Here is a 21,157-nt window from a genome sequence, read left to right on the forward strand (position 1 = left end):
GAGCCACCCCGGATGGGCGCGCCGGAGGCCGCACAGTTCCGTCTCGATGTCGCCGACCGTCATCGTGCCACCCGGGCCCACACGACCTTTCGCGAGCCCTCTCGGCGGACTCCCCAGCCGGCGGCGAGCGCGTCGACGATCAACAGACCCCGTCCGCCCTCCGCGTCGGAGTCCCCGAACGCGTCTCTGATCCGAGGCTCCTCCGGTGATGAGTCCACCACCTCGATGAGCAGGGCACCGTCCTCCGGGATCAGCCGGAACGCGAACACCTCGCCGAGCCTGGCCGCGTTGGCGACGAGCTCACCCGTGACGGTGCCCGCGTCCTCCAGCAGTTCGGTCAGGCCCCACTCCTGCAACCGATCTTTGAGTACGAGACGGGCGCAGGGCGCCGCCGCCACGTTCGGGCTGAGAGAGATTTCATACGGAAGACGCGATTCGATCACGAGACTTCCTCCGCGGTCGACGATTTCTCCTACCCCTCGCAGGTCGCTGAAGGGATTGCTTCCTCAGCGTGTCGCGCGGCGTTTACCGTCAGTACGGTTTCGCTGCTACAGATTCAAACCGTCGGCACGGGAGGTCGAATCGATGGGACGGGAACGAGAACTCGATCCGCGTGTCTCGGCGATCGCGCAGTACGGCTACCGCCTCCGGTATTACCGGAAAAAGGCCAATCTCTCCCAAGACGCATTAGGAGCACGATTCGGGGTGACCGGCCAGATGATCGGTCACATCGAGACCGCCAAACGGCCGACCACCCCGGAGATGTCCAAGGGCTTCGACGAGCTCTTCGGCCTCGACGCCTACTTCGAAGAGCTCTGGTGGCACGTCCGCCGCGAACAGACCCCCAGCTGGTTCCGCGACTACGTCGCCGCCGAAGCCCGCGCCGCCTCCATCCGCCTCTTCGACCCGCTGCTGATCACAGGTCTGCTGCAGACCGAGGCTTACGCACGGGAGGTGCTGCGCGCAGGGCAGCCGGACGAGAAGCTGGAGCAACTCGTCGCGGCCCGGCTGGCTCGCCAGGAGATCCTCGATCGGAAGGACGCGCCATGGCTGGTGTTCGTCCTCTCGGAATCGGCGCTACGAAGAGTCGTGGGCGGCCCCGAGGTGATGCGAGAGCAGTACGCGCGACTGCTAGAGCTGGCGGAACGACCGAACATCACGATCCACATCCTGCCGGAGGATGCGCCGGTCTATCCGTCCGGAGGCTTCACCATCTTCAGCTTCGATGAAGCGCCTGACCTGGGTTACGCGGAGGCCGTTAACGGCCATGGCCCACTGATCGAGCAGCGCAAGCCGATCGAGGGACTTAAGGTGATGTTCGACCTGATCAGATCCGCTGCCCTGTCTGCGGCCGCGTCGGCCGATCTGATCCGAGCCCTCATGGAAGGGACGTGACGAAGATGGACTCACCCATCCTCGGCTGGCGGAAGAGCGCCCGGAGCGGCCAGGAGGGCGGTACCTGTGTCGAGGTCGCGGTATTCGATGACAGCGATCGGCGCGGAGCCTGACCCCAGGTTCACTTCGTCTGGCTGGGAGTACGGTTCTCAGCGTTCGTGGCCCGCGTTGAGCCAGGCGATGTAGTCCTGGACGGCGCGTTTCGTGTCGTACGCGGGCGTGAAGCCGGTGTCCTGGCGGAGCCGGGTGGTGTCGAGGTACTGGTCCTCGGCGGGAGTGCCGGGGCCGCGACCGGCGGGCAGGTCGATCGCCGCGTCCGGGATGACCGTACGGATCGCGTCGACGACGTCGGCGTTCCTCGTCACGTGGCCGGAGCCGACGTTGTACGTGCGGTGATGCAGGCTCGGCGCGGTCTGGAGCAGGGCGATGGCGCGGCCGCAGTCCCTGACGTAGCAGTAGTCGCCGCCGTCGTCGGCGTACGCGGGTCGGCGCGGCGGGGAGAAGTCGGCGGGCTCGCCCCTCACCGCGGCGTGCACGAGGCGGGGCACCGGGAAGAACGGCGACTCGGGGCGGCCCAGCGGCCCCCAGATCGCCCCGATGCGCAGGTTGACCGCCTCGAACTCCGACCGCTCGGCGATCGTGCCCGCCAGCAGCTCGGCGCTCTTCTTGCCCGCGGGGATCGGGTGCGAGGCGGTCATCGACAGCGGCACGTCCTCGCGGAGCGCGGTGTCGTCCACTCCGAGGTAGACGCCGATCGTGCTCGCGAGGCTCACACGCGGTACGCCCCATTCGGTGGCCGCCCGCAGCACGTTCAGCAGACCGAGCGTGTTGGCCTGCACCTCATCGATAGGGGAAGGGTCACGGAAGAACACCGCGGCGAGGTGCACGATGCCGGTGATGGGGTGGCGCCTGCCGAGCTCCAGCAGTGCTTCCGGGTCGGTGACGTCGAGCGGTTCGACGAAGACCCGCCGGCCGACCTCCTCTTCGAGGAAGGCGGGGATCCGGGCCGTACGGTGCCGGGTGAGCACGCAGGACTCGCCGAGGTCGAGCAGGGCGCGGGCGGTGTGGGAGCCGATGAAGCCGAGCCCGCCGGTGATCAGGATCATGCCAGGTCTCCAAGAAGATCGTTAGCTTGCTAATGAGACCGTAGCGGGCGTGTCATTAGCATGCAACCGACCTTTAGGATCGAGAGGTGGACGACTTCCTGACGCTGCTGGTCCGGGCGCACAAACTGCTGCAGGCGGCCTCCGATGAGGCGATGAGCCGGCACGGCGTCCGGATCGGCCAGAACCTCATCCTGGAGGCGCTCTGGGAGACCGACGGCCTCACGCCGGGCGAGGTGGCCTCACGGGCCCGCCTGCCCATCACCACGCCGACGATCGTGAACACCGCCACGCGCATGGAGGCCGCCGGACTGCTCACCCGGCGCCGTGACCCGAACGACGGCCGGCTCGTCCGCCTCTACCTGACCGATCGCGCCCGCGCCGCCCGGCAGCCCATCAAGGAGGCCCGCCGCCGCCTGGAGGAGCACGCGACCGCCACCCTCACCGACGAGGAACGCGACCACCTCCGTACCGCGCTCACCAAGATCCTTCAGCAGCTCGGCGCGGGCCAGGCCGACTCTGGCGGGGAGCATGGGTGACCCCGGTCATGCCCGGCACGCGGTGCGGTTCCCGCCGCGTGCCGGGCGGCTCGTCGTCAGGTGAGGCGACCGGGGCCGTCGACGATCCTCGTGCTCAGCAGGGCGGCGGCGGACAGCGTTCGGCCCTGCGGGACGCCCTTCAGATCGGCGAAGAGGCGGTGATACGCGGCCGCGTCGGCGAGCACGGTGCGGGAGCCGAGAGGGGCGTACGTCCTCCGGTCGAAGATGATCTCCTCGCGGATGCCTTCCCGGAAGGTGAGGGCCACGGCGACGCCGTGCCGTCCCGCGGCGTCGGTCGAGTCACCGACCAGAGTGATGCCCTTGATCCTCTTCGTCGCCTGGAACAGCGCCGCCTGCAGTGAAGGCGGCAGGTAGCTCTCCGCCACCATTCCCCTGATGCCGTCGAAGACCTGCTCGTCGGCGCTCCGGTCACGAGCCGGGTCGGCGCTGTGCTGCGCCGGATACCGCTGGTGGAGCTGCGCGAGCAGCTTGCCGGGGTCGCGGGAGAGCCGGTCGAGCGAGGTGTAGTTGTTCGGGTCGCCCAGGGGCCCGCCACCCGGCTGCTTCAGCGCCGTGGTGGTCCACCCGCCGGTGGTGGAACCGCCGCCGGCGGTCCTGCGCTCCCGCAGCAGTCCCTCCCGCCGGCCGTCCACGGGAAGCCAGATCCTGCGCCGCATGTCCTGCCACCTGGGCGCATACCCGGGACCGGACGCGTAGCCGCCGTCCAGTGACTCCGCGAAGACGTACTGATCGGCCCGGGGGCGCGGGTCGGGCTGCCGGCGGGCGGCCGTGGCGGCCCTGTCCAGCACCTGCACCGCGGCGGCCGGTACGGCGTTCAGCGTACGACCGTGTTCGCCGTCACCGGTCGCCTGGACGACGACGAGGCCGGTGCAGGCCGCCACGCCGAGGGCGCCGATTCCCAGCGAGAGCCGGCCGAGACGGGGCACCGCCCGACGGCGGGACCGCGCACGCGCCGCGAGCCGTGCCCGCGCCGCGCGGACCGCGGCGGGTGAAGGCGCCGGCTGGGCGTCATGGTGGTCGCGCAGCATGGACATCTCATCCATGGACGTACATCTCCTTACCGAGAGTCGTGCGAAGTCGTTTCTTGGCGCGGTTCAGCCGCGAGCCGACGGTTCCGGCGGGAATGCCGAGGGCGAGGGCCACCTCGTCGTACGCGAGCTGCCCGCATGCGACCAGCAGGAGTACGTCCCGGTCGCCCTTGGACAGGGCGGCCAGCGCGGCGGCCAGCCGTGGCTGCATGCGTTCGGCGCTGACCCTGTCGGCGACCTTGTCGTCGTGGGAGCCGCCGTCGTCACGGACGTCCACCCGCGCCATCGCCCGGTACCGGCGCACCTCGGAGCGCCGATGACGGCCGATGAGGTTGGTGGCGATGCCGAAGAGCCAGGCGCCCGCCTCCGGCCGTGTCAGGTCGTATCGCCGGCGCTGGTCGAAGGCGGCCAGGAAGGTGTCCGCGGCGACGTCGTCGGCGGCGCTGGGGCCGAGCCGGGAGGACACGTACCGGTGAATTCGCGCGTAGTACCGATCGAAGATCACGGAGAATCCCTCGGGCTCGTCCCGGGATCTTTCGATCACCTCCGCGTCGGTGGGCTCAGCAGGCATTCGCGCGGTTCCGGGCGCGGAGGGGTCTGCAACGGCCATGCATCTGGTGCCTTCCGTGTGGTTGCGAGGTCACCGGTCATTGCCCGGACCCGGACTTCGTCTTCACGGCGATTTTTCCGGGGCCGCGCGGCCGAGGCCGTGAGGGCGGCGGTGGCATCGGGCAATCACGGTCGGCCGCGACTCGCGCGGCCACCCTCCAGAGGAGACCTCTTTGATCGTCAGAAGAGCCGCCGCCGTGGGAGCGGTCGCCGCACTGGCCGCCGGCATGGTCGCGGCGTCCCCCGCCGGTGCCGCGCCCGTCGAACGGCGGACGTCCCGCCACGTCCTCGACTTCACGAAGCATCCGGTCGCCGACGGCCCGGCCCGCCGGACCGTGCCCCTCGGTGCCTCCCGAACGAGGGCGGCCGGCGCCGTCTCCGTCACGATCGACGTCCTCGACCGGCACGGCGACGCCCCCGCGACCGCCGACGACTCCAGCGTCACGTTCGCCCCGCTGGCGGGCGGCGACTGGATCGGCGCCGACCTCGCCGACGGGCACACGGCCGGCGAGATCCCCGCGGGCGACTACGCGGTCATGACCTGGGTGCAGACCCACGAGGCGGACGGCGTGACCTCCACGGCGCTCGTCTACCGGCCACGCGTGTCCGTCACCTCCTCGACCAGGGTGCTCCTCGACGCCCGCGAGGCGGTACCGATCAACGCGGTCGTGGATCGTACGGACTCCCGTGTCCTCGGCGGCGTGCTGTCCATCGGACAGAGGATCGGCACCGAGACCGTCGACCCGATCGCTCTCGTCGACGTGGTCCACGGCTACGTCACGCCCACCGTAGCCGAGCCGGGACTGGTCGTCCGCACGCACGCGATGCTGACCAGGGGAGGCGTGGAGAAGGGCAGCCCGTGGCTGTACAACGTCGCGGCGATCGACCGCGACCGGGTCCCGCAGGACCCCGGCGTACGGGCCCGGACCGAGGACCTGGCCGCGGTGCGCACGACGTACGGCGTCCCCCAGGGCGACGGCTGCGCGAGCGAGTACGTCGGCGCGGCCTGGACCGGATTCGGCACGTCCTTCCCCGAGAGCGTCGGCGCGGTGCCGGCCACCCGCACCGAGTACTTCACCCCCGGGGTTCCCTGGGAGATGAACACCGGCTTCACCGGCGCGGACTGCTCCTTCGCCCCGGACGACACGGAGGCGTGGACGCGCGTCGAGACGTTCCCCCGTGCCGGTGCGTACGAGCGGGCGTGGAACGTCGGGCCCTTCGGGTTCGGGCGGTTCGACTCCGCGCCCGCGAGGGCCATCTGGGGAACGGGCGGCGACGACGCCGAACCCGCGCTCGCCGTGTCGGTGCTCGCCACCTCGACGGCCGGCGGGCCCCTCGCGCCCGTCACCGGGATGACGGGCACCTCGGTCCTGCGTGACGCGGACGGCAAGGTCGTGGCCACCAGCGACCAGCCGGGCATGGCCCATGGCTGGCCCGCTCCGAAGCCGGGCCGCTACACCCTCACCATCGACGCCACGCGGAAGGCCCCCCGCTCCGACCTGTCCACGAGGCAGCACGCCGTGTGGACGCTCGCGGTGAAGAACACCGAGCCCCTGGCGCTGCCCACGATCGGTTACGACACACCACTGGACCTGCGCAGCCGCGCCCGGGCCGGCGCCGAGCAACCGGTCACCGTGAAGGTCGACGGCGCCACGCGGCGGCTCACCCTCGACGTCTCCTACGACGACGGCAGGTCCTGGCAGACGCTGCCGGTGGAGAAGAGCGGCACCGCCTGGACGGCGACCGTCCACAATCCCACCACGGGATACGTCTCGTTCCGTGCCACCGCCGACGGTGTCGAACAGACTCTGATCCGCGCGTACGGGATCAAGAGCTGATCACCGGCTCGGTTCGCCCGCCGGCCGGGCCCCGATCGTGGGCCTGGCCGGCCCGAGGTGGAGGTGGCGGGCTCCCACGCCCGGGCAGGGGAGGCGTCAGCGCAGGGGCAGGCTCTCGAGGGTGAACACCGGGCTGGTCAGCGGAGTGCCGTACAGGTAGGTGTCCATCTGGGAGTTGGTCACCAGCAGCCGGTCCCCGCTCACGGCGACGCCGGTGGTCGTGTCGGCACCTGGGTAGGTGCGTTCGGAGACGACGGTGGCCCGGGTGTCATCGCTGGAGAGCCGCACCGTGGCGACCTCGTTGTTCACGGAACGGGCGATGTACAGGGTGTTTCCTCGCCGCGTGATGCCGTCGGCGCTGGTCAGGGCCGGTGCGGCGATCTTGTGGACTTCGCCGGTGGCGAGGGTGAGCCGGTAGAGCGCACCGCTGTACCAGTAGCCGATGATCAGGGACTTGCCGTCGGGGGTGGCGACGATGCCGTTGCCGTTGGACTGGCCGGTCACGTAGTCCGGCAGGTGGTAGGCCGCCTGAAGGGTCCGGTGGGCGCCGGTGGCGGGGGCGTCGACCTCGGCGGCCGGGATCCGGTAGACGACGGCGCGGAAGGAGTCGGTGATGTAGACGTCCCCGTTGGCGGTGACGGCCTCGTCGTTGACGAGGGTCGGCTCGCCCGTGTCGGGGACGGTATAGGAGGAAACGAGCCTTCCGGTGTCGGTGTAGATGAAGAAGCGTCCGGTGAAGGCGCCGGCGACCAGCAGGCGGTTGCCGGTGATCTTGATCCCGGTGGCCTGGGTACGGCCGTCCCGGCCGCCCGGCAGGAAGGGCTCGAGCGTCGTCGCCCCGACGCGCCCGCGGTAGATGGTGCCGTCGTCGATGCTGCCGGTGTAGACGTAGTTGCTGTCGGCCGCGACGCTTTCGGGGAAGGCGTTGTTGCCGTTGAGCGTGATCGAGTAGGCGCCCTTCGCGCGATCTTGGGTCGTCGCGGCGGTGGCGGGAAGCGTGAGGGCGGCCAGTGCGGTGGACGTCGCGGTGAGGGTGAACAGCGCACGCCGCCACGTGGCGCGTGCGGTGGTGCGGGTGGACATCGTGAAAGACCTTCCGGTTGATTCGGGAGACGGCCGGGTGCGCGGTGGTCGCGTCCGGCGCCGGGGACGTGGGTCAGCGCAGCGCGTCGGCGACCGCGTCGGCCAGGGAGGTGGTGGGCCGTCCGATGAGGCGGCTCAGGTCGCCGGAGTCGGTGAACAGCTCGCCGCGGCCCAGGCCGAGGTCGGCGTCGGCGAGGACGTGCGCCAGCTCGGCGGGCAGGCCCGCGCCGGTCAGCGCCTCGGCGAGCTTGTCCGCCGGCAGATCGGTGTAGGCGATCGGCTTGCCGGTGGCGGCCGAGACCGTCGCGGCGAGTTCGGCCAGGGTGAACGCCTGGTCGCCGCCCAGCTCGTACACCGCGCCGGTGTGGCCTTCGGTGGTCAGTACGGCCGCGGCGGCCTCGGCGAAGTCGGCGCGGGACGCCGCGCTGACCCTGCCCTCGCCCGCCGCCCCGATGACGGCGCCGTACCGGAGGACCATGGGCAGCTGGGCGGTGTAGTTCTCCAGGTACCAGCTGTTGCGCAGCAGCACACTGGGGACCTCGCGCTCACGCAGGTACTCCTCGGTGGCGCGGTGGGTGGCGGCAAGGATCGTGGTGGCGGTGTCCGCGTGCGTCATGCTCGTGTACGCCACCAGGGACACTCCCGCGGCCAGCGCGGCGTCGATGGCACGCCGATGGTTGCCGAGGCGCTCGTCCACGGTGGTGGTCGAGATCAGCAGCAGCTTGTCGGCTCCCGCGAAGGCCGCCGCGAGGCTGTCCGGGTCGCCGAAGTCGGCCCGGCGCACCACGACACCGCGGTCGGCCAGGTCCTTGATCCCGGCGGTGTCCCGGCCGGTCGCGACGACGTCCGAGGCCGGCACCCCGCGCCGCAACAGCGCCTCGACGGCGAGCCTGCCCAGATGACCGGTCGCTCCGGTCACAACGATCGACATTGATGATCTCCTTTCCGCCACGGCCTCCCGCGGCGTGACGGATCCAAGGTGACCTGATTGCTCTCTTCTGGGAAGTAGCCACTTTTCGGTAGGGTGGCCACCCAAAGGAGAGCATCGAGGTGAGCGTGTGGCGACCGACCAGGGTGTGACCGAGCCGACAACGTCGTGGGACCCGTACGAGCGTGGCTGCCCGTCGCGGGAGGTGCTTGACCGGATCGGCGACAAATGGACGGTTCTCGTGCTGGGCGAGCTCGGCAGGCACGGGGTGTGCCGCTACACCCAGCTGCGGAAGCAGCTGTCGGGAGTGAGTGAGAAGATGCTCACCCAGACGCTGCGCGCCCTCGAACGCGACGGCATAGTCCGGCGAACGGTGTACCCGACCGTGCCGGCGCGCGTGGAGTACGCGCTGACTCCGCTCGGCCAGACGCTCCGGGAGCCTCTGCGGGCGCTCACGGACTGGTCGGTGCAGCACATCGCCGAGGTCATCGCCGCCCGCGAGGAGTACGACGCCGATACCGAGCGCGTCAGCTGAGTGCGAATGAACGGCCTGGATCGGCCGGGCGGGCCGTAACCGCAGGGGCCTGGCCGCCATGCGGCGTGTTGCCGTACCTCTCGAAGGCGCGAGTCAATTCCCGGCGGCGGCGCTTTCGGCGTCTGCGGCCGTTTCCTGGAGGAAGCGCCGGTTGTTCTGAAACAGGTCGGCGAAACTGGCGAATCTGTACAGCTCGCCGTACTTCGGCTCGAACAGGTAGCCGGCGAACTCGCCGTCCGGGCCGACCTCCGTCGGGTCGAGGAACCAGCAGTCCTCGCCGTTGCTGATCTTCAGCGTCCGCTGAAAGACCGCCACGTAGTCGTCGATCCCCTCCTCGCTGTAAATCTCGATGAACTCCTCGCCCCAGTCGGTGTCGCGCAGCCATGCGACCTCGTCGCAGGATTCGACGGGGCCGATCCAGCGGCCGGCCTCGTCCCAGCCGTCGCTGGTCAGCAGGAAGCTGCGATAGCTCGGCGGGAACCGGACGCCGAGCCGCTGCTCGGCGGCCGCAACGGCCTCCTCGGTGGCCGGCTCGCGGCCCATCCAGCCTCTCGCCTGCTCCGGACCACGGTCTTCGGCCGGATAGGCCCGCAGATAGAGCTCGCTGTAATCACGCAGGTAGCTCCGCCATTCCTGAGGTGTGGTCAACCGGGACGCGTCGTTCGATTCGCTCATGCCGGGCACCCTATTGATCGCCCCGGACGGAAATGGGAGCAATCGCTCGCCGCCGAGACTTTTCGTCGTCAGGACGACCAAAGTCTCGGCGGTCCCGCCGGCGCGCCCGCAGAGGTCACCCGGCTCACGTTTCCGGTAGGAGGTCGCGGATGGCGGCTCGCAGGAGCCATTCCTCCGCTCGATCGAACGTCCACCCCGAATCGCCGACCAGGCTGCACCAGGCGTTCTGGCCGAAATAGAACCACAGCGTGTCCGCCGCCTCGGTCAGGCCGACACCCGTCTTCAGCGCGCCGAGGTCCATCAGGTGTTCGGCTATCGCGGTGAGTGCCTCGCGGCACTTGGCCACCACTTCAGTGACGGCCTCGAGTGCCAGATCGTCCTCGGGCGGGCGGCGCATCAAGCCGTAGACCAGGTCCCAGTAGCGTTCCTGCCCGAGTCGCGCGCCCTTCGCGCACAGGGCGAGGACGTGTCGCGGATCTTCCGCTCGACGGGCTTCGGCCGCGGCCTCGGCCGCCGCAGGATCGTTGATGGCGGGTTTCAGCAACAGGGCGAACAACGCGGCCTTACCGCCCGCGCTCGCGTACACCGTCGGTGTGGCCACCTGGGCGGCGCGAGCGATGTCGGAGACGGTGGTGGCGCCGTAGCCGCGTTCGAGGAACAGGTCGAGGGCGTGGCGCAGGATCGCCTCGCGGGTCGCCACCGCGGCCGAGGAGCGCCGCGGAGAGTGGTATCGGCTCGCCATGACCTCCCCCGCCCAACGTCCGAAGATCCGATTCTAGGGCGGCATTGAATATAGTGTGCTCTAATGAATATATGAGCATCCCTTACCTGGCCCAGGCGGCCGAGCATGAGCAACTGGAGTGGCTCGGCGGCGGGGCCATGCGCATCCTGCTCGACGGAGCCAAGACCGACGGACGGCTGACGATGCTGCGCTCCGAGACGGCAGGAAGAACGGCATCGCCGGTGCACGTCCACGACCGAGAGGATGAAATCGTCGTTCTCCTGAAGGGGAGCGGCATCTTCTGGGTCGGTGAGGACCGCTATGAACTGTCGGAGGGCGGTGTCGCGCTGCTGCCGCGCAACATCCCGCACGCCTACCGGTTCACCTCCGATTCCGTGGACATGCTCGCCATCTGCACCCCCGCAGGCACTGAGGAGTTCTTTCGCGCGGCGGGCTGGGACCTCTCGCGTCCGAAGCCTGACGGTTGGGAGATCACGCCGGCCGTCCTGGCCGCGGCGGCCGAGTCCACCGGCCAGACCATCCTCGGTCCACCACTGGCCGCCGACCAGATGATTCCGCCGACCTATCTCGCCGGCCGAGCCTGATCAGGCGGCGGGATCGTCCTCGGCGGCATTTCACCGAGGCGGCGTGCGTCGTTCGCGTCTCTTGCGAGTGAGGCGGAGGGCGGGCTTCTCGATGGCGTGGAAGCTGAGCGTCGCGGCCGCCAGGGTGATGGCGGTGATGGCGGGGAAGGCGGTGAGGAAGCCGCCGGTGAAGGCGGCGTGGCCGGTGGCGCGGTACCAGGTGACGGAGACCGCGAGCTGCCAGAGGAAGACGCCGTAGGAGATACGGCCGAGGAAGCGCATGACGCGGTTGCCGAGGATGCGATGAACGCCGGCGTCGTCCGGGCCGGCGAGGGCGACCGGGGCGACGAAGAAGGCCGCGACCAGGCCGTACAGCAGGACGCGCAGCTCCGACGTCCAGGTCGAGTCGAGGGTGACCATGTCGGTGGGGCCGGTCAGCGGGGACGCCGCGACGCAGTACAGGACGCCGGCGATGGCCCAGCAGGTGCCCCAGGACCGCGCGATCGTGCGGCAGAACCGGACCGGCGCCTCGGCGCCCGTACGGGCCCAGACCGTCAGGACGGACAGGGCCATGCCGATCGCGAACCAGGCGCAGTAGCGGGGCAGGAAAACGCCGAGCTGGACGGACAGGCGCGGCGTGAACATGAAGATCGTGAAGACGAAGGAGACCGCCGCGTAGACCGCGATGCCGCGGAGCAGGCGCCGGGCCCGAACACCGGTGTCCTCGCCGGCCCGGCGGGCGTACCGGCCGAGGAGGGCGGCGGTGACGGGCAGCAGCGCGTACCAGGCGGCCTCGACCGTGAGGCTCCACATCTGGCCGAGCCCGGACGGGCCGAGGTACGTGTGCCACCACGGGTGCGGGTCGTACGGGTAGGTCAGGGTCAGCAGCTTCAGCCACGTCCACGGGTCGCGCGTGTGGTCCGTCAGGATGGTGACCATCGCGAAGACGACGACGAGCCAGTACGCGGGCAGGATGCGGACGGCGCGCCGCCACAGGAACCGGCCCGTACGCGGCCGGTCGTGGCCGTCGAGCAGCAGGGCGGCGGCCCACGGGCGGTACAGGAGCAGGCCGGACAGGGTGAAGAAGACCGGGACGCCGATCCCGGCGCCGGACACGAGCCAGGCCGTCGGGTCGTCCCTGAGGGTGTGGCCCGTGTCCGCGGCGACGTGGAAGACGAGGACCGCGAGCGCGGCGACGGCCCGTACGCCGTCCAGGGCGTCCTGGTGGCCGGAGATCCTGGGCAGGTCGGCCGGCGGCGGGTCCGGTGTCCGCTCCTCGGTGGTCGTCGTGGTCATGGCGTCTTCTGCAGCACCAGGAGGAGGTTCCAGGTGAGGAACTCACGGACGCCGGGGACGCGGACCACCGGGGCCGCCCAGCCGGGGAGGTAGCGGGGTAGGGCCGCCTCGACCGTGACGTCGTCGCGGCCGCGCGCCCAGGTGAGGGCGGCGCCGACCGAGACGGGGTGGAGGCTGTGGCCGTACCGGTTCTTGGGCGGCCGGCCGTGCCCCCGTTCGTACCGCCGGGCGGCGCGGTGGCCGCCGAGGTAGTGCCAGGGCGAGGTCTCGTGGCCGCCCCAGGGGGACAGCCAGTTCGTGAAGGCGAGGAAGACGACCCCGCCGGGCCGGACCACCCGGATCATCTCCGCGCCCATCCGCCAGGGGTCGGGAACGTGTTCGAGCACGTTCGAGGAGAAGCACACGTCGACGGAGCCGGTGGCGAGCGGCAGGCTGAGCGCGGTGCCGAGCACAGTGCCGGGCGGGGGCGGGCCGTGGAGGGTCAGCTCCCCGGCGTCGCACTCGACGCCGACGCACCGGGCGCCCGCCCTCCGCAGCGCGGTGGTGAAGAATCCGGGGCCGCTGCCGACGTCCGCCACGGTCGCGCCGTCGAGGGAGGCGTACCGGCCGAGCTGGGCGACGGTGTCGGCGGCCAGCAGGCGGTAGAACCCCTCCGGGTCGGACTGCTCGTCGCGGAAGGCGCGCAGCAGGCGCACCGAGCGGGCGAGCGTCGCGCGGTGGGGAGCGGGCGGCACGGGGGGACCTCCGGGGCGGCGAAGCGGCAATCCTACGCCTCGGTAACGTACTCATCACGGCACTTGAGCCCAAGGGTGCGTCGCCCTTTTCGTCCTCTACGATGCGGTTCACGGCGAGCAGGAGGTCAAGTGTGCGGCGCAATGTCGGATTGGTCCTGGTCGGAGTCGCGGCCTTCTTCCTCGCCCTCGCCACGCTGGTGCGGTTCTACGTCGCGAACCAGGTGATCGCCGCCCCGGCGAACTTCTTCCAGCAGTCGACGCTGGAGGCCACCGGCGCCTCGTACCTCGACACCGCCACCCTCAAGATGCGCGACGGCGTGCGCCTGCGGGCGGTGAACACCGTCCGCGGCGACGCGCGCGCCGCCACCAACAAGATCGCCGTGTGGGACTCCTTCACCTCCATCGAGGACCCCGCGACGAAGAAGAGCGTCGAGATCCAGCAGCAGCGCGCCGCCTTCGACCGCCGGACCGGGACGCTCTACAACATCAAGGGCGCGTCGGTGGGCAGCGACACCGGCGTCCGGCAGTCCGGGATCGGGATGTTCTGGCCGATCGGCGTGAAGAAGCGCTCCTACCCCTACTTCGACATCTCGACGAAGCGGACCTGGCCCGCGGTCTTCGAGGGGGAGGAACGGGTCCAGGGCATCAAGACGTACCGCTTCGTGCAGCGGATCCCCCCGACGGGCACCGAGTCCGTCAAGGGCGGCCTGCCCGCCTCGCTGCTGAAGGTGAAGAACCCCAAGAAGCTCCCGGGCTATGACAAGAAGACCGGGAACGTCGCCGTCGACCGCGTCTACGACGCCACCGTGACGCTCTGGGTGGACCCGCGCACCGGCGGCCAGGTGAACCAGGAGCAGAAGGTCCGGACCACGCTCCGCACCAAGGACGGCGTGGACCGGCTCGTCGCCGCGAACCTGGACCTGAGGATGACCGACGCGAGCCAGAAGGCCCTCGCCAAGATCAACAAGGACCAGGCGCTGAAGATCGCGGCGTTCCGGGCGATCGTCCCGATCGGCGGCGCGGCCCTCGGGCTGGTCCTGCTCGTCGTCGGGCTCGTGCTGGCGATCCCCGGACGCGAGACGATCATTCCGTTGCCCGACGGCGCCGACGAGAGCGCGAGCACGACGAAGGCGGACGGCCCGAGCCAGGCCGCCCGCCCTCGGTCCGGAAACTGACCGATCAGCCGTCGATGCGGTGCTGCGTCCAGAAGGACGTCAGGTCGGTCGAGGTCGCGGCCTGGGCCGCCGCCTTGAACTCCGCCGTCGTCGACACGCCGTACCAGTGGGACTGCGCGTAACTGCGCAGCAGGTTGGTCATCGCGGTCGTGCCGATCAGCCGGCGCAGGTCGTGGAGCGCGCACTTGCCGTAGGAGTACACGACCGTGCTGTACCGGCTGGAGTGCGCGTCCCAGTACGCCATGGAGTTGGTGATCTTCTCGGCGGACGACGCCCAGGAGACGTTGTTCCAGCAGCCCGACCCGGTGAGGCCCTGGTACAGGTCCGTGGAGTAGTCGGCGAACGCCTCGTCCAGCCACGGGCTGTTGTACTCGTCGTCGCCGACGATGCCGTACCACCACTGGTGCGCCAGCTCGTGCGCGAGCGCGGTCGAGCTGACCAGGTCCAGGACGAAGCCGGGGTACTCCATGCCGCCGAACCAGTAGCCGTTGTCCAGCACGACGTCGACCTCGCCGTACGGGTACGCGCCGAACCGCCCGCTGTGCGCGTCGATCGCGGACTTGGCCGTGCTCAGCATCGAGTTCGCCGAGCTGGAGCTGATCGAGCTCACCCGGTAGACGTTGATCTTCACGCCGTTCGGCGACGTGCCGGAGACGAGGCCGAACGGCCCGGCCGCCCAGGCGAAGTCGCGGACCTGCTTCGCGGTCGCCGTCGTGACCGTCCGGCCGGAGGAGCCGGGCGTGTCCACCGACGTCCCGGTCGCGGGGACGCTGATCGAGCTCGGGTGGTCCAGCGTGACCGTGAAGTCACTGGCGAGGCTGTAGAACGACTCGCCGTTGTCGGTGTACGGGTCCAGGTGCCAGCCCGACGCGTCCCGGATGGCCAGGACCGGCAGGGCGTTGCCGAGGAAGTTGTACGACCCGTCGCGGCCGAACCGGTCGACGCCGCTCGGGACCACGATGCTCAGGTCGAACCCGATCGAGCCGCTCTGCCCCTGGTTCAGCGGGCTCGGCAGGGTGACCTTCAGCGCGGTGCAGCCGACCTCGAGGGAGCCGGCGGTGCCGCCCGTGACGTTCGAGACCGTGATGGGCGTCGACGGGCAGCTGCCGTGGTAGTTGTCCCACAGCCGCAGGTAGACCTCGGTGAGCGGGGTGGCCGAGGCGTTCGTGAAGCTCACGCTCTCGTGGCCGGTCCAGGTGGAGCCGCTGGAGTTGCTGGTCAGGTTGACCGTGTACGACGGCGACGCCGGCGTTCGTACGCTGTCCGCGAGCGTCGCGGACCCGCCGGGCGCCGTGTGCGGGGCCGCGGCGTGGGCCGCGCCGATCGGGGTCAGCGCCGTCGCCGCCGAGGCGACCAGCGCGAGCAAAGCCTTCTTCAAGGGAACTCCTGGTGATGAAGAGGGCCCCGCGCGGGTGACGCGCGGGGCCCCGATGGATCACGGTCAGGATGCGTTGATGGCGACGTCGTCGATGGTGAAGCTCGTCTGCAGGCCCGAGTCCTCGGTGCCGCTGAACGATAGCGTCACGGTCTGGCCCGCGTAGGACGACACGTCGAAGGTCTTCTGCGTGTATCCGGACGCGGCGTTGACGTTGCTGTAGGTGGCCAGGGTCGTGCTGCCGACCTTGACCGTCAGCTTGTCGTAGACCGTGCTGCCGGTCTCGCTCGTGTCGATGTGCAGCCAGAAGCTGAGCGAGGCGCTGCAGCCGGACGGGATCGTCACCGACTGGGTGGCGCTGTCGGTGTGGGTGGTGCCGTACCCGTCCAGCCAGGCGAAGTAGCTGCCCGAGTGCGGGCTCTCACCACTGCCGCTGGTCGAGACGACGCCGGAGGTCGTCGTCCACGGTGAGGTGCCGCTCTCGAACCCGCCGTTGCTCACCTTGTTGCCCGGCGAGGAGCACCCGCCGCCGACCGGATTCACGGTCCAGGTGAACGTCGTGGTGCCGGTCGCGCCGGAGGTGTCCCTGGCCGTCACGGTGACCGAGGAGGTCCCGGCCGTCGTGGGCGTGCCGGAGATCAGGCCGGTGGAGGAGTTGATCGATAGCCCGGCGGGCAGGCCCGTCGCGCTGTAGGTCAGCGTCTGCCCGTTCGGGTCGCTGGCCTGGATCTGCAGGCTGACCGCGGTGCCGACCGTGGTGGTCTGGTTGCCGGGGTTGGTCACCGACGGGCTTCCGGGCTGGCCGGAGCAGGTGCCGGGGACCGGGTCGGAGCCGGTGACGCTGACCGCCGCCCAGGCGGCGTCCACGGTGTTGTACTCGGTGCAGTGCGCGCCGTACAGGTCGGCGGCGGCCTTCAGCGAGTCGGTCCGCGCCCGGGAGTAGTTCTCACTGCTGCTGGCGTACGATGCGAGCGCCTTGTACCAGATCTTGCCGGCCTTGTCGTTGCCGATGCCGGTGACCGTGGAGTTGTTGCACGTCGGGCTGTTGCCGTAGCCGTGGTCACCGCTGCCGACGGCCAGCAGGAAGAACCAGTGCGCCAGTGGGCCGAGCGAGTAGTGCGGGTCCAGCGAACCGTTGCTGCTCGTGTAGCAGTTCGGGGAACTGCCGTCGAGCGACGGCTGGTACATGTAGCGCAGCGGCTTGCCGTCGCCGTTGATGTTGATCAGCTCGCCCATCGTGTAGTCGGGCGTGTCCTTGGCGTTGTTCGCGTAGAACTCCACCATGGTGCCGAAGATGTCGCTGGTGCCCTCGTTCATGCCGCCGGTCTCGCCGGTCTCGTCCCAGCCGGTGAGCGCGCCGCTGACGCCGTGGCTCATCTCGTGGCCGGCGACGTCGATCTCGACGAGGGGACGGGAGTTGCCGGAGCCGTCGCCGTACGTCATCTGGGAGCCGTCCCAGAACGCGTTGACGTAGGCGTTCCCGTAGTGCGTACGGGACGGCACGCCCGCGCCGTTGCCGAAGATGCCGTTACGGCCCTGGACGTTCTTGTAGTAGTCGAACGTCTCCGCCGCGCCGTAGTGCGCGTCGACGCCGGCCGAGGCCGGGTCGCTGTTGGTCCCGTTCCCGAACGTCCCGGTCGAGTTGCTGAACGTCGTGCCGGTGCCGCTCGTCGCGTGGTTCAGGTTCGTGGTGTACCCGTTGCCGTGCGACGGGTCCTTCATCGTCCACGTGCTGCCGGACTGCGTCAGGTCGATCGGCACCGTGCCGCTGTAGATCGAGTTGCCGGTGCCCGCGGTGAGGGGGCCGACCCCGCCGTTCGGCGCGGCCTTGGCGCGCGCCTCGGCGGCGCGCTGCTGCGCCGGAGACAGGAACGTGTCGATCTCGTCCCGCTTGGTCACGACCTTGCCCTTGGTCGCGTCCACCAGGACGTGCAGCACGCTCGGCGTACGGTCGGCGCGCACGCCGCGTACGACGGTCTCCCACACCAGCTGGGAGGACCGGCCGGTGGCCCACACGGCGAGGTGCGGCGTGCCGACCGAGGACACCGTGCCGGCGAGCTGCGCCCGCGAGGTACGGGCCGCGTCGGCGGCGGCGACGTGCGGCGTCGTGGACACGGCCGAGGCGGGGGTCGCCGTGTTCAGCGCGCGGTACGTGCCGCCCGGCTTGAGGTGGACGATCAGGTCGCCGCCGTAGACCGGCAGGCCGTGGAACGTCCGGTCGAACCGGACGTCGGCCGCGCCGTTCTTGTCGACCACGACCGTGCGCGGCGTGAAGGCGTCACCCGACTTCACGTGCCCGGCGCTCTTGTGCGCCGCGAGGGCCTTACGCGCCTGGGCGACGACCTGGTCGTGGGAGGAGGGGGACGTTTTCACCGTGAAGTCGCTCGGCGTGAACGCCGAACGCCCGGCCGGCTGTGGTTTGGCGGGGGCCTTCACGGGAACCTGGGACGGGGCGGCGGTGACGGCCGGAGCCGTCAGCAATCCGCCTGCGACGGCGATGACGGCCGTGGCCGACACCGTCGCGATGCGTCGTTTGGACATGAGCGGGGAAATCCTTTCGCCAAGGGGGTGGGCCCGCGCCATCGCGGGCAGGCGGAAGGGGCAGGGTCTCGGCCTTCCGGTTTGGAGGACCTTGCGCAGAGTGTCCGATCCTGAAGGGAAGCTGAGAAGAGTTCTCCCGCAGCCGTAGGGAAATCCCTACGCCGGCCGGTCCGCCGCGCGCGGGCTCGTGACGGCCCGGGTCAGGCCGACGCGGGACCGCACCCCGAGCTTGCGGTACGACCTGGTCAGCGCCGCCTCGACCGTCTTGATGCTCACGAACAGCCGGGCCGCGATCTCCCGGTTCGTGGCGCCCTCGGCGACCAGCGCGGCCACCCGGCGCTCCATGCCGGACAGCGCGCGCAGCGGGTCGTCCTCCCCGGCCGCCGTCGGCACGCCCAGATCGAGCCGGTCCAACTCGGCGGTCACCGCCGCGATCCAGGGCGCGGCCTTGGCGCGCAGCAGCACCCGGCGGGCCCCGTGCAGCGCCTCCCGCGCCGCCGGAACGTCTGACGCGCGCAGGTACAGGCGGCCGAGCTCGAGGCGGGCCCGCCCCTCCTCGACCGGGTAGGGGAGCGCCGCCTGGGCCCGTACCGCCCGCTCCAGCGCGGGTACGGCCCCGTCCAGGTCACCGCGCGCGGCGAGGACCAGGGCGGCGGCCCGGTCCAAAGCGGCCAGCACGCTCGGCCGGCCCAGCCGGACGGCCTGCCGCCTCGTCTCGTCGATCAGCTCGTCCGCCTCCGCGACCTCCCCGATCGCCGCGAGCGCCTCGGCGAGGTCGGCGTGCCAGCGTCGCAGGCCGGGCTCGGCCAGGCCCTGCGCCGCCTCCATCGCGCGGACCCGGCGAAGGGCGGCGACGGCGCCGGCCGGATCGCCGCGCAGCAGCCTGATGTGCCCCAGCGCGTGCAGCGTCGTCGGCAGGAACAACAGGTCCCCGTCGTCCTCGCTGTGCCCGACACCGCGTTCGGCGGCGGCCAGGCCACGGTCCACCGAACCGCCGGCGGCCTCGGCGAACGCGACCGCGCACCAGGCGGGCCCCTGGCTCAGCTCGCTGTCCTGCGCCAGCCGCAGACACTGGTAGGCCAGGTCGAGGCCCCGGTCGCAGCGGCCGCGCGCGGTCTCCACGTGCGCGGACCCGTACAGGCACATGAACAGGCTCTCCACCGCGCCCCGCTGGCGCACCGCGTACGTCAGCGCGCGCAGTTCGGCGCGCGCCTCCTCCAGCCGGTCGTGCAGCAGATGGTGCTTGTGGCGCAGGTACACCGGGCCGTTGTGGCCGAGCCGGATCGCCGGATCCTGCGGGCCGGCCAGGGCCCGCGCCATGGTCCGCTCCGCTTCCGGCGACCCGATGTGGAACTCCGCCAGGGCCTGTTTGGCCAGGGCCAGCAGCTCGGTGCTGCGGTCGCCCGCCTCCGCCGCCAGCCGCGCCGCCGTCGCCGCCTCCGCGCGGGCCTGCGGCGCGGAGCCCTTGACCAGCCAGGCCCGCCAGGCGAGGCGGTAGTGCAGCGGCGCGAGCAGCGCCGGGTCGTCCCGCGCGTCGGCCAGCGCGCGGGGGAACACCTCGTCGAGTTCGGCGAGGGCCTGCCCGCACGAGTCCAGCAGCACGATCCACGCCCGCACCCGCTCGGCGGGCAGTACGGCCGCCGCCAGGACGTTCTCGGCGATGCCGCGCGCCATCGCGAACTCGCCGGCGGCCAGCGCGTCCTCGGCGGCGGTGAGCCGCAGCCCCGGCTCCGCCTCCGGCTTGGTGGTGCGCTCGGCGGCCAGGAGCCCCAGCCTCGCGGCGGCGGCACGGGCTCCGCGCCGGCGCGCGGCGGTGGCGGCCTCCGCGAGGGTCTCGGCGACCTGGGCGTCACGGCCCGGCGCGACCACGGCGAGGTGGTGTGCGCGTTCCACCGGGTCGGTGACCGCGTCGGCGAGGGCCGCGTGGGCGGCGAGCCGGTCCCGCTCGGCCGACTCCGCGTACAGCACCGCCGACAGCAGCGGATGCGTGAACCGGATGACGTCCCCGGGCGCGACGATCCCGGCGTGCCGCGCCTCGGCGATGTCCGCGGCGGCCTCCCGCCGGCCCGCGGCGCGCAGCAGCGCGAGCGTCGGCCGCGCCGCCGCGCCGGCGACGAGAAGCGTCTGGCGGGCGCCGGAGGACAGCGCGAGCAGGCGTCCCATCATCAGCGTGCGCAGCCCGTCCGGCACCGGGAGCGGCGCCGCCGGATCGAGCGGCTCCCGGTGGTCGGCGAGCGCCCGGCCCAGCTCCAGCGCGAAGAACGGGTTGCCGTCGCTGGCCCGGTGCACCTTGGCCAGGACCGGACGGGGCAGCCGCAGGTCGGCGAGCAGCCCGCCGATCTCCGTGGTCGTCATCGCGGGCACGGGCAGTGTCAGGACGGGCGGCGGGCAGAGCCCCGGCGGGTCCTGCGGCTCGCCCGGGCCCGCGCGCAGGCCGACCAGGGCGCGCAGGGGCAGCCCGTCGGCGCGCCGGGCGATGAAGGCCAGGAGCTCCGCGCTCGGCGCGTCCAGCCACTGCGCGTCGTCGACGACGAGCAGCACCGGCGCGGCGGCGCAGAGCGTACGGAAGGCCGCCAGCACGGCGACGCGCAGGCCGAGGACGTCGCGCTCGCCGACCGGGTCGTCGCGGCGCAGCAGCGCCGCCTCCAGAACGGCCCGCTGGTGCGTGGGGAGCGTGTCCAGCAGATCGTCGCCGGTCTCGGCCAGCAGGTCGATGAGGCCGAGGAACGGCAGGTGCCGTTCGGTCGCCGACAGGGAGCAGCGCAGCACCCGGTGATCGGTGAACTCCTCGGCCAGTGCCGCCAGCAGAGTGGACTTGCCGATGCCGGCGGGCCCGGTCAGCACGACGCTGCCGCCGACGGCGAGGTGATCGCGGGCGCGGGCGAGAAGAGGGGCACGGTCCACCAGCGCGGGCGGCGAGGGCGCGCCGACCCGCGCCTGCGCCGGTGGGGGCGATGATGGTCCGCCGGCCCACGCC

Annotated in this window: 20 protein-coding genes; 7 read left to right on the forward strand and 13 right to left on the reverse strand. The window is 71.3% G+C overall.

Annotation, left to right across the window (positions count from 1 at the left end; translation table 11 throughout):
* Window positions 1–59: 59 nt before the first annotated feature.
* Entirely contained in the window at window positions 60–443 is a 384-nt protein-coding gene (locus tag NE234_RS30365; protein ID WP_252784209.1) for an ATP-binding protein, read from the reverse strand.
* Between the two features lie 142 nt (window positions 444–585).
* On the opposite strand from NE234_RS30365, the gene NE234_RS30370 reads away from it, so the two are divergent.
* Both NE234_RS30370 and NE234_RS46110 read left to right on the forward strand, forming a co-directional pair.
* Entirely contained in the window at window positions 586–1,395 is an 810-nt protein-coding gene (locus NE234_RS30370) for a helix-turn-helix domain-containing protein (RefSeq protein ID WP_252784211.1), read from the forward strand.
* Between the two features lie 5 nt (window positions 1,396–1,400).
* The gene (locus NE234_RS46110) at window positions 1,401–1,508 is read left to right on the forward strand and encodes a DUF397 domain-containing protein (RefSeq protein WP_406567094.1); all 108 of its coding nucleotides are present in this window, start codon (window positions 1,401–1,403) and stop codon (window positions 1,506–1,508) included.
* A 36-nt stretch (window positions 1,509–1,544) separates the two neighbouring features.
* Here the strand turns inward: NE234_RS46110 and NE234_RS30375 are convergent, their stop codons facing one another.
* A complete protein-coding gene (locus tag NE234_RS30375; RefSeq protein ID WP_252784212.1) occupies window positions 1,545–2,501 on the reverse strand; it encodes an NAD-dependent epimerase/dehydratase family protein in 957 nt (318 codons plus the stop codon).
* Between the two features lie 86 nt (window positions 2,502–2,587).
* On the opposite strand from NE234_RS30375, the gene NE234_RS30380 reads away from it, so the two are divergent.
* Window positions 2,588–3,037 carry a MarR family winged helix-turn-helix transcriptional regulator gene (locus NE234_RS30380; protein ID WP_252784214.1) on the forward strand — a complete coding sequence of 150 codons (450 nt, stop codon included), beginning with the start codon at window positions 2,588–2,590 and terminating at the stop codon, window positions 3,035–3,037.
* Window positions 3,038–3,093: 56 nt separating this feature from the next.
* On the opposite strand, the gene NE234_RS30385 is transcribed toward NE234_RS30380, so the two are convergent.
* Window positions 3,094–4,101, reverse strand: a complete 1,008-nt coding sequence (locus tag NE234_RS30385; protein ID WP_252784216.1) for a CU044_5270 family protein — start codon at window positions 4,099–4,101, stop codon at window positions 3,094–3,096.
* Window positions 4,094–4,591, reverse strand: coding sequence for an RNA polymerase sigma factor (locus NE234_RS30390; RefSeq protein ID WP_252784217.1), 498 nt, complete (start codon window positions 4,589–4,591; stop codon window positions 4,094–4,096). Before NE234_RS30390 ends, NE234_RS30385 begins: the two co-directional genes overlap by 8 nt.
* A 277-nt stretch (window positions 4,592–4,868) precedes the next feature.
* Between NE234_RS30390 and NE234_RS30395 the strand changes: the two genes are divergently transcribed.
* The gene (locus NE234_RS30395) at window positions 4,869–6,533 is read left to right on the forward strand and encodes a hypothetical protein (RefSeq protein WP_252784218.1); all 1,665 of its coding nucleotides are present in this window, start codon (window positions 4,869–4,871) and stop codon (window positions 6,531–6,533) included.
* A 96-nt stretch (window positions 6,534–6,629) separates the two neighbouring features.
* Here NE234_RS30395 and NE234_RS30400 read toward each other — a convergent pair whose 3' ends face one another.
* Window positions 6,630–7,616 (reverse strand): SMP-30/gluconolactonase/LRE family protein, encoded by a 987-nt coding sequence (locus tag NE234_RS30400; protein ID WP_252784220.1) that lies wholly within the window; start codon window positions 7,614–7,616, stop codon window positions 6,630–6,632.
* 73 nt (window positions 7,617–7,689) lie between these two features.
* Window positions 7,690–8,547, reverse strand: coding sequence for an SDR family oxidoreductase (locus tag NE234_RS30405; protein ID WP_252784221.1), 858 nt, complete (start codon window positions 8,545–8,547; stop codon window positions 7,690–7,692).
* A gap of 127 nt (window positions 8,548–8,674) precedes the next feature.
* Here NE234_RS30405 and NE234_RS30410 point away from each other — a divergent pair, with 127 nt between their 5' ends.
* A complete protein-coding gene (locus NE234_RS30410) occupies window positions 8,675–9,079 on the forward strand; it encodes a winged helix-turn-helix transcriptional regulator (protein ID WP_252784223.1) in 405 nt (134 codons plus the stop codon).
* 93 nt (window positions 9,080–9,172) lie between these two features.
* On the opposite strand, the gene NE234_RS30415 is transcribed toward NE234_RS30410, so the two are convergent.
* Together NE234_RS30415 and NE234_RS30420 are read right to left on the reverse strand one after the other, a co-directional pair.
* Window positions 9,173–9,754: an SMI1/KNR4 family protein gene (locus NE234_RS30415; protein ID WP_252784225.1), complete on the reverse strand. Its 582-nt coding sequence runs from the start codon at window positions 9,752–9,754 to the stop codon at window positions 9,173–9,175.
* A 124-nt stretch (window positions 9,755–9,878) separates the two neighbouring features.
* A complete protein-coding gene (locus tag NE234_RS30420; protein WP_252784227.1) occupies window positions 9,879–10,454 on the reverse strand; it encodes a TetR/AcrR family transcriptional regulator in 576 nt (191 codons plus the stop codon).
* Window positions 10,455–10,567: 113 nt separating this feature from the next.
* Here NE234_RS30420 and NE234_RS30425 point away from each other — a divergent pair, with 113 nt between their 5' ends.
* Window positions 10,568–11,080 (forward strand): cupin domain-containing protein, encoded by a 513-nt coding sequence (locus NE234_RS30425; protein WP_252784229.1) that lies wholly within the window; start codon window positions 10,568–10,570, stop codon window positions 11,078–11,080.
* A 30-nt stretch (window positions 11,081–11,110) separates the two neighbouring features.
* Here the strand turns inward: NE234_RS30425 and NE234_RS30430 are convergent, their stop codons facing one another.
* Together NE234_RS30430 and NE234_RS30435 are read right to left on the reverse strand one after the other, a co-directional pair.
* On the reverse strand, window positions 11,111–12,355 hold the full coding sequence (locus tag NE234_RS30430; protein WP_252784231.1) for an acyltransferase family protein: 1,245 nt from the start codon (window positions 12,353–12,355) through the stop codon (window positions 11,111–11,113).
* Entirely contained in the window at window positions 12,352–13,089 is a 738-nt protein-coding gene (locus NE234_RS30435) for a class I SAM-dependent methyltransferase (protein WP_252784232.1), read from the reverse strand. Before NE234_RS30435 ends, NE234_RS30430 begins: the two co-directional genes overlap by 4 nt.
* 131 nt (window positions 13,090–13,220) lie before the next feature.
* Between NE234_RS30435 and NE234_RS30440 the strand changes: the two genes are divergently transcribed.
* Window positions 13,221–14,264, forward strand: coding sequence for a DUF3068 domain-containing protein (locus tag NE234_RS30440; protein ID WP_252784233.1), 1,044 nt, complete (start codon window positions 13,221–13,223; stop codon window positions 14,262–14,264).
* 4 nt (window positions 14,265–14,268) lie between these two features.
* Here NE234_RS30440 and NE234_RS30445 read toward each other — a convergent pair whose 3' ends face one another.
* From NE234_RS30445 to NE234_RS30455, 3 genes are all read right to left on the reverse strand, one after another.
* The gene (locus tag NE234_RS30445; protein ID WP_252784234.1) at window positions 14,269–15,642 is read right to left on the reverse strand and encodes a M1 family metallopeptidase; all 1,374 of its coding nucleotides are present in this window, start codon (window positions 15,640–15,642) and stop codon (window positions 14,269–14,271) included.
* A gap of 63 nt (window positions 15,643–15,705) precedes the next feature.
* On the reverse strand, window positions 15,706–18,180 hold the full coding sequence (locus NE234_RS30450) for a M4 family metallopeptidase (protein ID WP_252784236.1): 2,475 nt from the start codon (window positions 18,178–18,180) through the stop codon (window positions 15,706–15,708).
* A 156-nt stretch (window positions 18,181–18,336) separates the two neighbouring features.
* Entirely contained in the window at window positions 18,337–21,084 is a 2,748-nt protein-coding gene (locus NE234_RS30455) for an AAA family ATPase (RefSeq protein WP_252784237.1), read from the reverse strand.
* Window positions 21,085–21,157: the final 73 nt, after the last annotated feature.

The sequence above is a fragment of the Actinoallomurus rhizosphaericola genome, from assembly GCF_024055675.1.
GTDB lineage: Bacteria > Actinomycetota > Actinomycetes > Streptosporangiales > Streptosporangiaceae > Actinoallomurus > Actinoallomurus soli.